The sequence below is a fragment of the Georgenia satyanarayanai genome (assembly GCF_900116375.1).
Taxonomy (GTDB): domain Bacteria; phylum Actinomycetota; class Actinomycetes; order Actinomycetales; family Actinomycetaceae; genus Oceanitalea; species Oceanitalea nanhaiensis.
This window is the reverse complement of record NZ_UETB01000001.1, coordinates 162,952-174,914: the sequence shown is the minus strand read 5'-3', so window position 1 is coordinate 174,914 and position 11,963 is coordinate 162,952. Positions and strand designations below refer to the sequence as shown.

General features: G+C 72.2%; 9 protein-coding genes. 5 read left to right on the top strand and 4 right to left on the bottom strand.

The features are described from left to right. Positions 1 to 40 precede the first annotated feature (40 nt). The 4 genes from DSZ44_RS00740 to lipA all read left to right on the top strand — a co-directional run bounded on the left by DSZ44_RS00740 (position 41) and on the right by lipA (position 3,449). Complete coding sequence (locus DSZ44_RS00740; protein WP_110850686.1) at positions 41 to 292, top strand: acyl carrier protein; 252 nt, start codon at positions 41 to 43, stop codon at positions 290 to 292. Positions 293 to 358: 66 nt separating this feature from the next. Further along, positions 359 to 1,600 carry a beta-ketoacyl-ACP synthase II gene (gene fabF, locus DSZ44_RS00735; protein WP_110850685.1) on the top strand — a complete coding sequence of 414 codons (1,242 nt, stop codon included), beginning with the start codon at positions 359 to 361 and terminating at the stop codon, positions 1,598 to 1,600. Positions 1,601 to 1,726: 126 nt separating this feature from the next. Continuing rightward, positions 1,727 to 2,428 (top strand): lipoyl(octanoyl) transferase LipB, encoded by a 702-nt coding sequence (lipB, locus tag DSZ44_RS00730; protein ID WP_110851275.1) that lies wholly within the window; start codon positions 1,727 to 1,729, stop codon positions 2,426 to 2,428. Positions 2,429 to 2,450: 22 nt separating this feature from the next. Next, positions 2,451 to 3,449 carry a lipoyl synthase gene (gene lipA, locus DSZ44_RS00725; RefSeq protein WP_110850684.1) on the top strand — a complete coding sequence of 333 codons (999 nt, stop codon included), beginning with the start codon at positions 2,451 to 2,453 and terminating at the stop codon, positions 3,447 to 3,449. Positions 3,450 to 3,552: 103 nt separating this feature from the next. On the opposite strand, the gene DSZ44_RS00720 is transcribed toward lipA, so the two are convergent. From DSZ44_RS00720 to DSZ44_RS00705, 4 genes are all read right to left on the bottom strand, one after another. Next, on the bottom strand, positions 3,553 to 4,053 hold the full coding sequence (locus DSZ44_RS00720; protein ID WP_110850683.1) for a DUF3145 domain-containing protein: 501 nt from the start codon (positions 4,051 to 4,053) through the stop codon (positions 3,553 to 3,555). A gap of 151 nt (positions 4,054 to 4,204) precedes the next feature. Continuing rightward, the gene (locus DSZ44_RS00715; RefSeq protein WP_110850682.1) at positions 4,205 to 5,641 is read right to left on the bottom strand and encodes a dicarboxylate/amino acid:cation symporter; all 1,437 of its coding nucleotides are present in this window, start codon (positions 5,639 to 5,641) and stop codon (positions 4,205 to 4,207) included. Positions 5,642 to 5,958: 317 nt separating this feature from the next. Beyond that, positions 5,959 to 6,447, bottom strand: a complete 489-nt coding sequence (def, locus tag DSZ44_RS00710) for a peptide deformylase (RefSeq protein WP_110850681.1) — start codon at positions 6,445 to 6,447, stop codon at positions 5,959 to 5,961. A 172-nt stretch (positions 6,448 to 6,619) separates the two neighbouring features. Beyond that, positions 6,620 to 8,269, bottom strand: coding sequence for an FAD-binding dehydrogenase (locus DSZ44_RS00705; protein WP_110850680.1), 1,650 nt, complete (start codon positions 8,267 to 8,269; stop codon positions 6,620 to 6,622). Between the two features lie 252 nt (positions 8,270 to 8,521). Here DSZ44_RS00705 and DSZ44_RS00700 point away from each other — a divergent pair, with 252 nt between their 5' ends. After that, positions 8,522 to 11,899, top strand: a complete 3,378-nt coding sequence (locus DSZ44_RS00700) for an immunoglobulin-like domain-containing protein (RefSeq protein WP_110850679.1) — start codon at positions 8,522 to 8,524, stop codon at positions 11,897 to 11,899. The last annotated feature ends 64 nt before the right edge of the window (positions 11,900 to 11,963 follow it).

Below are 11,963 nucleotides of genomic sequence, written 5' to 3'. Positions count from 1 at the left end.
TGTTTCTCGAACCAACCCACACCGAATTGGAGCAACGCCCATGGCTTACAGCGAGCAGGAGATCCTGGCTGGACTGGCGGAGATCGTCAACGAGGAGACCGGCCTGCCGGTCGACGCCGTCACCCCGGAGAAGTCCTTCACCGACGACCTCGACATCGACTCCCTGTCGATGATGACGATCGTGACGCTGGCCGAGGAGAAGTTCGAGGTCCGCATCCCCGACGAGGAGGTCGCGGGCCTCGCGACCGTGCAGGACGCCGTCTCCTTCATCCAGGGCGCCCAGACCGCCTGACCGAGTCGACCGGGGCGGCCCCGCCGCCCCGGTCGTCCCCCACCCCTGCCACACCGAGGAGCTGTCATGGCCACCCCCACCGTCGTCGTCACCGGGCTCGGAGCCACCACGCCGCTGGGCGGCGACGTGCCCTCCACCTGGGCCGGTGCCCTCGCCGGACGCTCGGGTGTGCGCACCCTCGAGAACGACTGGTCCGAGCGCTACGAGATCCCGGTGACCTTCGCCGGCCAGCTCGCCGTGCCCGCCGCGGACGTCCTGGCGCGCAACGAGACCCGCAAGATGGACCCCAGCGCGCAGTACGCCGTCATCGCCACGCGTGAGGCCTGGGCCGACGCCGGCGCCCCCGAGGTCGAGCCCGAGCGCCTCGGCGCCGTGGTCTCCTCCGGGATCGGTGGCGTGTGGACGCTGCTGGACGCCTGGGACACCGTCAAGGAGCGCGGCGCGCGTCGCGTCATGCCGCTGACCGTGCCCATGCTCATGCCCAACTCCCCCTCCGGCTACGTCTCCCTCGAGGTCGGCGCCCGGGCCGGGGCCCACGCCCCCGTCTCCGCCTGCGCCTCCGGCGCCGAGGCGATCGCCATGGGCGTGGAGATGATCCGCTCTGGCCGCGCCGACGTCGTCGTCGCCGGTGGCACCGAGGCCGCGATCCACCCGATGCCGCTGGCCGCCTTCGCCAAGATGCAGGCGCTGTCCACCCGCAACGACGACCCCGCGGGCGCCTCCCGTCCCTACGACGTGAGCCGCGACGGCTTCGTCATGGGCGAGGGCGCCGGGATCGTGGTCCTGGAGAGCGCGGAGCACGCCGCCGCCCGCGGCGCCCGGGTGTACGCCGAGGTCTGCGGCGTCGGCATGACGTCCGACGCCTACGCCATCGCGCCGCCCGACCCCACCGGCCAGGGCCAGGAGCGCGCCATGCGGCTGGCCCTGGAGGACGCGGGCGTCACCGGCCGCGACGTCGTCCACGTCAACGCCCACGCGACGTCCACCCCCGTGGGCGACGGCATCGAGGCCGCCGCGATCCGCCGCGGCCTGGGCTCCGAGGCCGACCACGTGACGATCTCCGCGACGAAGTCGATGACCGGCCACCTCCTCGGCGGTGCGGGCGCGCTCGAGACGATCTTCACGGTGCTCGCGATCAAGGAGCGCACCGCTCCCCCGACGATCAACGTCACCGAGATGGACGCCGACCTCGAGATCGACCTCGTCCGCGGCACGCCGCGCGAGCTGCGCTCGGGAGACGTCGTGGGCGTCAACAACGCCTTCGGCTTCGGCGGCCACAACGTCGCCCTCGCCGTGCGCAACGCCTGACGCAGCGCCCCCACCCCCGCACCCCCGCCGAGTACGCACAAACGGTCATCGGGGCGCCCCTGAAGGGCGCAGCCTGATGACCGTTGGTGCGTACTCGGGTGCGGGGGAGCGGGTAGTGTGGCCGGCGTGGACATTGTTCGACTGCGTCTAGGAATCTCCTTGGTGGGCTTCCGAGACGTCTGGGCGCTGCAGCGGGAGATCCACGACGACGTCGTCACGGGGCGCCGTCCGGACACCGTGCTGCTCCTCGAGCACGCGAGCGTCTACACCGCCGGGCGGCGCACCGCGCGCTCAGAGCGGCCCACCGACGGCAGCGACGTCGTCGACGTCGACCGCGGCGGGCGCCTCACCTGGCACGGCCCGGGGCAGCTCGTCGCCTACCCGATCGTGCGGCTCGCCGACCCGGTCGACGTCGTCGCCTACGTCCGCGCCCTGGAGCAGGCCGTCATCGACACGGCCGCCGAGTGGGGTGTCACCGGCGGTCGCGTCCCGGGCCGGTCGGGCGTCTGGGTCGCGGGCACCCCGGAACGCAAGCTCGCCGCCGTCGGCGTCCGGGTCGCCCGCGGGGTCACCATGCACGGGGTGGCGGTCAACGCCGACGCCGACCTCAGCCCCTTCTCCAGCATCGTCCCCTGCGGGATCAGCGACGCCGGCGTCACGTCGCTGGCCATGGAGGCCGGTCGGCCGGTCACCGTGCTGGACGTCGCCGACGCCGTGGAGCGCCACCTGCCCGCCGCCGTGGCCCCGTGCCTGGCCTCACCGCCCGACGACGGCGCCCCGCCGAGCGGCCCCGCGGTCCTCGCCCCGTCAGCCGTCCCTGCCCCGTAGCTGCCAGCCCGAACGGAGAACCATGACGATCGCCCCCGAGGGCCGCCGCATGCTGCGGGTCGAGGCCCGCAACGCGCAGACCCCGATCGAGCGCAAGCCGGCCTGGATCAAGACCCGCGCGACGATGGGCCCGGAGTACCGGGACCTCAAGCAGCTCGTCCACGGCAACGGCCTGCACACGGTGTGCGAGGAGGCCGGCTGCCCGAACATCTTCGAGTGCTGGGAGGACCGCGAGGCGACCTTCCTCATCGGCGGCTCCCAGTGCACCCGGCGCTGCGACTTCTGCCAGATCGACACCGGCAAGCCCGACGCCTTCGACCGGCTCGAGCCGGTGAAGGTGGCCCGCTCGGTCGCCACGATGGGCCTGCGGTACGCGACCGTGACGGGCGTGGCCCGTGACGACCTCGACGACGGCGGCGCCTGGCTCTACGCCGAGACGGTGCGCCAGATCCACGCGCAGAACCCCGGCACCGGCGTCGAGCTCCTCATCCCGGACTTCGACGCCGAGCCCGATCAGCTGGCCGAGGTCTTCTCCTCCCGTCCCGAGGTGCTCGCGCACAACGTCGAGACGGTGCCGCGGGTCTTCCGCCGGATCCGGCCCGGCTTCCGCTACGAGCGCTCGCTGAGCGTGCTCCGGTCGGCCCGGGCGGACGGCTTCGTCACCAAGTCCAACCTCATGCTCGGCATGGGCGAGACCATGACCGAGGTGCTCGAGGCGATGGAGCAGCTCCGCGACGCGGGCTGTGACCTGCTGACGATCAACCAGTACCTGCGTCCCTCCGTGCGCCACCACCCGGTGGAGCGGTGGGTGCGGCCGGAGGAGTTCGTCGACCTGTCCGAGGCCGCCGAGGAGATGGGCTTCCTCGGGGTCATGGCCGGTCCGCTGGTGCGCTCGTCCTACCGGGCCGGACGGCTGTGGGGCACGGCGATGCGCCGGCGCGGTGAGCCCGTGCCGCCATCGCTGCAGCACCTGCTGGAGCCGGCCGAGTCCCGCCAGGAGGCCGCGGCCCTCCTCCGCTGACACGTCGCGCACCCCACCCTCCCACGCGAGTACGCACGAACGGTCACCACCGCCCCCGTTCCGGAGGTGCTGGGTGACCGTTCGTGCGTACTCGAGGTGAGGGTCAGCCGACGCGGTGGAGCCAGCGCACCGGGGCGCCGGCGCCGGCGTAGCGGAAGGGCTCGAGCTCGTCGTCCCAGGCCTGGCCGAGGGCGAGGTTCATCTCGTGGCGCATCCGGGCCGGGTCGGCGGCGAACTCGAGGGCGGCGCGGATGCGGTCCTCGGGGACGACGACGTTACCGTGCGCGTCGGTCTGGGCGTGGAAGATCCCCAGCTCCGGCGTGTGGGACCAGCGTCCGCCGTCGACGCCGGGCGCGGGGTCCTCGGTGATCTCGTACCGCAGGTGCGTCCAGCCGCGCAGCGCCGAGGCGAGGCGTGCCCCGGTACCCACGGGCCCGGCCCAGGAGTACTCGGCGCGGAAGAGTCCGGGCGCGGCAGGCTGCTCCGTCCACTCCAGGGAGACACGGCCGTCGAGGACCGTCCCCGCCGCCCACTCGATGTGCGGGCACAGCGCACGGGGCGCAGAGTGCACGAAGATGACGCCGCGGGTGATGGCACCACTCATGTCGACCCTCCTGGTTCCGGTTGAGGTACGTCTTCCCCTACGACCTCAGTGCTGGAACCAGCGGCTCGTCACGATCACGACGTAACGCGCTCATCATGCCACACCGGCGCCGGGACGGCCCTCCACGTCAGGAGCCGTCCCGGCGCTCGGCTCAGGCGCGTGCCGGCTGCGGCTCGGCGGCCGCGGGCCGCCCGCTCACCTGCTCGGGCGCCTCGGCGGCACGCTCCTCGTCCTCGTCCGAGAAGAGGTTCTCGGCGTTGGCGGAGTTGTACCGCTCGACGTCGAGGATCCCCTCGCGCTTGGCGACGACGGTCGGCACGAGCGCCTGGCCGGCGACGTTCGTCGCCGTACGGCCCATGTCGAGGATCGGGTCGATGGCGAGGAGGAGGCCCACACCCTCGAGCGGCAGACCCAGGGTGGACAGCGTGAGGGTGAGCATGACGAGCGCTCCGGTGAGCCCCGCCGTCGCCGCGGAGCCGACGACGGACACGAACGCGATGAGCAGGTAGTCGGTGACCGCGAGCTCCAGGCCGAAGAACTGGGCGACGAAGATCGCGGCGAGGGCCGGGTAGATCGAGGCGCAGCCGTCCATCTTGGTCGTCGCACCCAGCGGCACGGCGAAGGACGCGTAGGCCGGCGGGACACCGAGGTTGCGCTCGGTCACCCGCTGGGTCAGCGGCAGCGTGCCGATCGAGGAGCGGGAGACGAAGGCCAGCTGGATCGCCGGCCACGCGCCACGGAAGAAGCGCATGACGCCGAGCCCGTTGGTCCGCAGGACGATCGGGTAGACGACGAGGAGGACGAGCGCGAGACCGATGTAGACGGCGCCGGCGAAGGTGCCGAGCGGCGCGAGGGCGTCCCAGCCGTAGGTGGCGATCGCGCGGCCGATGAGGCCCAGGGTGCCGAGCGGCGCGAGGCGGATGATCCACCACAGCACCTTCTGGATGATGGCGAGCAGCGAGCGGTTGACCGAGAGGAACGGCTCGGCCTTGTCCCCCACCTTGAGCGCGGCGATGCCGACGACCAGGGCCATGACGAGGATCTGCAGGACGTTGAAGCTCAGCGAGCTGCCGACGCCGGTGATGTCACCGGCCTCGCTCGTCTGGAGCGAGGCGGAGGTCTCGAGCCCGAGGAAGTTCACCGGCACGAGTCCGCTGAGGAAGTCGAGCCAGCTGCCGGAGCGCCCCGGGTCGCTCGCGGCGTCGGCACCGACGGAGGTGTTGATGCCCGGCTGCATGAGCAGGCCCAGGCCGATGCCGATGACCACGGAGGCCGCCGCGGTGATGGCGAACCACAGGAGCGTCTGGCCGGCGAGGCGGGCCGCGTTGGCCACACCGCGCAGGTTGGCGATCGAGGCGACGATCGCGGTGAAGACGAGCGGCGGCACGGTGGCGCGCAGCAGGCTGACGAAGGTCGAGCCGATGGTGCTGAGCGCGACGGTGAGGCCGTTGGGCTCCTCGTTGGGGCCCTCCCCGATGGCGAGGGCCCACCAGCCCAGCAGCACGCCCAGGACGAGGGCGGCGAGGATCTGGACGGTGAAGGACGGGGCCCGCAGACGCCGTCGGGTGGGTGCAGTGGACGTGGACATGGCTGCCTTTCCGGGTACGCGAAGGTGACAAGGGTGGCGGCGCACGCGAACGACGCGTGCGTCGGCGCGGGTACTCGGACGCGTGCCGACACGGGTCGGCGAGGTGGTTCAGGGTCGGCGTCGTTGCCGGGGGCGTCCGGGGCTCAGGTCCCGCGGGTGCTCAGGGACGACAACACAGCGCGCTGGCCTGACGACCGAGGTCGCGGTCGTAGCGCGCGGTGAGGTTCCAGCGGTTGAGCACACACCCTCCCCAAGGTGAGGTCCGAGGGCCGGACCAGCCGCTTACTTTAACCGACAATCGGCGTGGGCGAAAGAGCTCAGAGCATCTCGCGGATCGCGCGCATCGCCTTCTTGCGCTGGGCACGCTCGAGGCGGTCGATGTAGAGCATGCCGTCGAGGTGGTCGCACTCGTGCTGGAGGCAGCGGGCCATGAGCTCCTCCCCCTCGACGACGACCTTCTTGCCGTCCAGGTCGGTGCCCTCGACGCGGGCGTACCAGGCGCGCTCGGTGGGGAACCACAGCCCCGGCACGGACAGGCAGCCCTCGTCGCCGTCCTGGTACTCCTCCTCGGAGACCTCGACGAGGCGCGGGTTGAGGACGTAGCCGATCTCGTCGTCGATGTTCCACGAGAACGCGCGCAGGCTGACACCGATCTGGTTGGCGGCCAGTCCTGCCCGCCCCTCGTGGTCGACCGTCTCGAGGAGGTCCTCGACGAGGGCCTTGACGCGCTCGTCGATGTCCGTGACCGGTTCGCACGGGGTGCGCAGGACGGGGTCACCCACGACGCGGATGTCTCGCATAGCCATGGGCATCAGTTTCCCACGGCTCACGCAGTGCTCGGGATCACGCTCTCGCGCTGTGTGCCCCTCGGCCATCGTGTGGGGTTCGGGTTCCAGGAGAGCACGAACCCCACACGATGACCGGGCGCCGACGACGGCGAGCCGGCGCGGGTGGCTCCGGCTCGCCGGTGAGGTTGGGCTACGTGGCCGCGACGGCGCCCCTCCCGGCCTGGCGGCCGGAGAAGAGGCAGCCGCCGAGGAAGGTGCCCTCGAGCGAGCGGTAGCCGTGCACCCCTCCTCCGCCGAAGCCCGCCGCCTCACCGGCAGCGAAGAGGCCGGGAAGCGCGGTTCCGTCGGCGCTGAGGACCCGGCCGTCGAGGTCGGTCTCGATGCCGCCGAGGGACTTGCGGGTGAGGACGTGGAGCTTGACCGCGACGAGCGGCCCGGCCGCGGGGTCGAGGAGACGGTGGGGCGGGGCGACGCGGATGAGCCGGTCCCCGCGGTAGGTGCGGGCCTGGCGCAGCGCCGTCACCTGGGCGTCCTTGGTGAACTCGTTGGCCATCTCCCGGTCGCGCGCGTGGACCTCCCGGGCGACGACGTCGAGCTCGAGGGGCGCCTCCGGCGTCACCCGGTTCATCCGCGCGACGAGCTCCTCGAGCGTGTCCGCGACGACGAAGTCCGCCCCTCGCCGCATGAACTCGGCCACCGGGCCGGGTGCGCCGGGGCGCAGCCGCTCGGCGAGCCGGCGCAGGTCCTTCCCGGTGAGGTCGGGGTTCTGCTCGCTGCCCGAGAGGGCGAGCTCCTTCTCGATGATCCGCTGGGTGAGGACGAACCAGCTGTGGTCGTAGCCGGTGGCGCGCAGGTGGCGCAGGGTGGCGAGGGTGTCGAAGCCCGGGAAGAGCGGGGCGGGCAGCCGGCGGCCGGCGCCGTCGAGCCACAGCGACGACGGGCCGGGCAGGATGCGGATGCCGTGCCCGGGCCACACGGGCGCGTAGTTCTCGATGCCCTCGGTGTAGTGCCACATGCGGTCGCGGTTGACGAGGCTCGCGCCCGCGTCGGCCGCGACCTCGAGCATCGAGCCGTCGACGTAGGCGGGCACGCCGGTGAGCATCCGCTGCGGCGGTGCTCCGAGGGACTGCGGCCACCAGCGGCGCACGAGCTCGTGGTTCCCGCCGATCCCGCCCGAGGCGACGACGACGGCCTGCGCCCGCAGCGTGAAGTCCCCGACGACGGCGCGGGAGGTCGCCTCACCGCGCGGGGCGGCGTCGGGCGCCAGAACCTGACCGGCCACGCCGTCGACCACGCCGCCGGTCGTGGTGAGCCGGGTGACGCGGTGGCGCGGCGCCAGGCGCACGAGCTTGTCGTCGACGGCGGCGCGCACCTGCCGCGCGAAGGGGGCGACGAGCCCGGGTCCGGTCCCCCACACGATGTGGAAGCGCGGCACGGAGTTCCCCGGGCCGGTCGCCAGGGTCCCGCCGCGCTCGGCCCAGCCGACGACCGGGAAGAAGCGCACGCCCAGGGAGTGCAGCCAGGCGCGCTTCTCCCCCGCGGCGAAGTCGACGTAGGCGCGTGCCCAGCGCTCGGGCCAGCGGTCCTCGCGCGGCCGGTCGAAACCGGCGGTGCCCTGCCAGTCCTGCCAGGCGAGCTTGACGTCGTCGCGCACGCCCATGCGCCGCTGCTCGGGAGAGTCGACGAGGAACAGCCCGCCGAAGGACCAGTACGCCTGCCCGCCGAGGTTCTGCAGCGGCTCCTGGTCCACGAGCACCACCCGGCGTCCGGCACCTGCGAGCTCGGCCGTGGCGACGAGCCCGGCCAGTCCCGCCCCGACGACGATGACGTCCGCGTCCATGCGATCTCCCCTCCTCGCGACGGCTCCCTCACCGTCGCGGGCCAGGCTAGCGGGCCACCGGTCCGCCGGGGCGACGTCGGCGTCCCCTCCGTGAGAGGACCCTTGACACCCGTTGATGTGAGCGGCAACATCCAATGCTCAGGCGCATTTCCACCGGTCCACGCCGACGCGGACCGGCCGCGCGCCGTGGTCGGGGGACCCTCCAGCCGCGCGCGCTCGCAGGCCCGATCACGACGAAGGAGTACGCGATCCATGACACCTGACCTGACCGCGACGAGACAGCGGCGCACGCGGCTGCTCGGCGCCATCACCGTCCTCACCGTGGGGATCGGCGGGCTCGGCACCGCGGCAGCTGCGGGCTCCGTCTCCCCGGACGCGGAGCCGGACCTCGAGGGGCTGGTCCACCACTTCGAGCTCGACGAGACGAGCGGGACCGTGCTGGCGAACTCCGGCTCCGCCGGGACGCCGGCCACGCTCGTCAACCCGGACAGGGCCACGCTGACCGGCGACGGGGTGCGGCTCAACCCCGACTCCTACGAGACCGCCCTCGAGGGTGCGTACGTCGAGCTGCCGGACGACCTCACCGCGGGCATGACGGAGCTCACCGTCGACTACGACGTGTGGGTCGACCCTGCGAACGTCGGCCACCACCAGATCTGGAGCCTGGCCAGCAAGGCCGGCTCCTGCGACGCCGACACGGGGCTCGAGGGCTCCATCTTCGCCTCGAACACCTCGGCGCGGCCCGGTGCCCGGTTCCGCATCGTCGTCGGGGACCAGCCGCTGTACCAGGACCGCCTGCGCGAGGGGGCCTGGAAGCACGTCACCTACACCCAGTCCCTCAACGAGGACGGCACCACCTGGACCGGCACGGTGTACGTCGACGGCACCCAGCAGAGCCAGGCAACCGACCTCACCACGCCCCCGTCCGTCAACGCCGAGGCGGGCACGAACTGCAACTTCCTGGGTCGCTCCCAGACGTCCGGCGACTACTCCTTCCGCGGGACCCTCAAGGACTTCCGCGTCTACGACCGCGCCGTGGACGCCGACGACGCGGCCGCGCTCGCCGCCGAGACGGTCGCCACCGGCGCCCAGGAGGACGCCGCCGCGATCGACCTCGGCCTCGTCGAGGCCATCGTCGGTGACATCACGCTGCCCAAGTTCGGCACGGTGGCCGGCTCCACGATCACCTGGGAGTCCTCCGACCCGTCCGTCGTCGAGGTCGTCACCCCGCCGGCGAGCGCCCCGAAGGTCGACGTCATCGGCCGCATCACCCGGCCCGCCGTCGGGGAGCCCGACGCCACGGCGACGCTGACGGCGACCGTCAGCAAGGGCAGCGAGGTCGTCACCCGGGACATCGAGGTCACCGTCAAGGCGGAGTTCCAGGACGGCCCGGCCGTCGAGCGGGACATCTACGACCTCGAGCTCTACGCCACCGACGACGTCCGCGGGAACATCACCCTGCCCGCGGAGGGCGAGTTCGGCTCGACCATCACGTGGGAGTCCAGCGCACCCGAGCTGGTGAGCCCGACCGGTGAGGTGACCCGCCCGGCCTACGGCCACCCGGACGCGGACGTCACTCTCACCGCGACCGCCACCAAGGGCGAGGCGTCGGAGACGAAGACCTTCGAGGCCACCGTCAGGGCCATGCCCCGCGTCGAGGAGTACGAGCGCTACTTCCTCGGCTACTTCAAGGGCGAGAACATCGCCGACGGCGAGCAGATCATGTTCGCGACGTCGAACGGCAACACCGCCCTCGACTGGACCGGCCTCACCGGCGGGCAGCCCTCGCTCATCTCCCAGCTGGGCGACCAGGGTCTGCGCGACCCGCACATCGTCCGCTCCCCCGACGGCGACACCTTCTACATGATCGCCACCGACCTCAACTGGTACGACCAGGGCGGGTACAACATCAACGACACCCAGAACATCGAGGTCTTCGAGTCCAACGACCTCGTCAACTGGACGCCGCAGCGGCACGTCCAGGTCGCTCCGGACCAGGCCGGCAACGCCTTCGCGCCGGAGTCGCTGTGGGTGGAGGAGATCGGCGCCTACGCCGTGTTCTGGGCCCAGTCGCTGTGGGACGACCCGGTCAACCGCACCGGCCAGGGCAACGCCCAGATGTGGTACAACATCACGCGCGACTTCCAGACCTTCTCCGAGCCCCAGGTGTGGCAGGACCCCTTCCCGCGGTCCTCGATCGACACCACGGCGCTCAAGGTGGGCGACTACTACTACCGCGTGACGAAGGACGAGGCGGGCAACGCCGGGTCCGACCTCTTCTCCGAGAAGCACACCGACTTCCTCGACAGCGACCTCGACAACTGGGAGCTGCTCGCCCCCGCCCTGGGCCGCACCACGTGGGACCCCAACCAGGGCTACGAGGGCCCGGTCCTCTTCCGGGCGAACCCCGGTGACACGGCGTGCCCCGGCGAGTTCTACCTGTGGGGTGACCGCTACACCAACGGCGGCGGCTACCAGGCGGCGTGCAGCGAGGACATCGAGGCCGAGACCTGGGACGCCGAGCAGATCACCATGACCAACGCCGGCGTCCCGCGCCCCCGTCACGGCACCGTCATCCCGATCACGCTCCGGGAGTGGAACGACATCCGCGGCATCGAGAACGAGGACGTGTCGACGACGACGGAGCTCACCGTCGACGCGGAGGTCCAGGAGGGTGAGACCGCCTCGGTCACCGCCACCGTCACGGCGGAGGACACCTTCGAGACCGGGGGCGAGGTGACCTTCAGCGCCGGCTCGTGGTCCGAGACGGTCCTCCTCGAGGACGGCGTCGCCACGGCGACCCTGCCGGCCGACCTCGCCCCGGGCGAGCACACCGTCACGGCCGAGTTCGCCGGTTTCGACATCCTCGAGGCCTCGGCGGACAGCGCCGTGGTGGTCGTCTCCCCCGGACCGGACGAGCCCGAGGAGCCGACCGACCGTCGGACCGCCGAGTTCCACCTGTCCAACAGCTGGGCCGGGTCCACGGACGTGCACTTCATGTACGGCCGCTGGGTCGATGAGGTGCTCATCGGTGACTGGGACGGTGACGGCCAGGACACCATCACCGTGCGGCGCGGGAACCGGTTCCACGTGTCCAACGCCCAGCAGGGTGGGGACGCGGACGTCGTGCTCACCTACGGGCGGCCCGACGACGTCATCCTCGTGGGTGACTGGGACGGGGACGGCACCGACACCTTCGCGGTGCGTCGCGGGGCCGAGTACCACGTGAAGAACTCCCTGACCGGTGGGGGCGCCGACGTGGTGTTCCACTACGGCCGGGAGGCCGACATGGTGCTCGTGGGTGACTGGGACGGCAACGGGACGGACACCTTCGCGGTGCGCCGGGCCGCGACGTACCACGTGAAGAACTCCCTGCGTGGTGGGGACGCGGACACGGTGTTCACCTACGGCCGGGCCGGTGACGTCACCCTGACCGGTGACTGGGACGGCAACGGGAGCGACACCCTGGCCGTCCAGCGGGGTCGCACGTACTACGTGAACAACTCCCTGCGTGGCGGGGAGGCGGACACGGTGCTGACCTTCGGCCGCCTGGGCGACGAGGTGCACGTGGGTGACTGGAACGGTGACGGCACCGACACCCTGGGCATCCGCCGGCCCACGGCAGGCTGAGACCCGGCGCCGCCGGCGGCGCGACGAACACCGGACGCCCGGCTGGAGCCATTCCAGCCGGGCG

What these genes read in the sequence shown, in the direction of transcription:
- DSZ44_RS00720 (WP_110850683.1), bottom strand. Translation starts at nt 4,053, where the DNA reads ATGAGTGGTGCCATCACCCGCGGCGTCATCTTCGTGCACTCTGCGCCC.
- lipA (WP_110850684.1), top strand. Translation starts at nt 2,451, where the DNA reads ATGACGATCGCCCCCGAGGGCCGCCGCATGCTGCGGGTCGAGGCCCGC.
- DSZ44_RS00705 (WP_110850680.1), bottom strand. Translation starts at nt 8,269, where the DNA reads ATGGACGCGGACGTCATCGTCGTCGGGGCGGGACTGGCCGGGCTCGTC.
- DSZ44_RS00715 (WP_110850682.1), bottom strand. Translation starts at nt 5,641, where the DNA reads ATGTCCACGTCCACTGCACCCACCCGACGGCGTCTGCGGGCCCCGTCC.
- def (WP_110850681.1), bottom strand. Translation starts at nt 6,447, where the DNA reads ATGGCTATGCGAGACATCCGCGTCGTGGGTGACCCCGTCCTGCGCACC.
- fabF (WP_110850685.1), top strand. Translation starts at nt 359, where the DNA reads ATGGCCACCCCCACCGTCGTCGTCACCGGGCTCGGAGCCACCACGCCG.
- DSZ44_RS00700 (WP_110850679.1), top strand. Translation starts at nt 8,522, where the DNA reads ATGACACCTGACCTGACCGCGACGAGACAGCGGCGCACGCGGCTGCTC.
- DSZ44_RS00740 (WP_110850686.1), top strand. Translation starts at nt 41, where the DNA reads ATGGCTTACAGCGAGCAGGAGATCCTGGCTGGACTGGCGGAGATCGTC.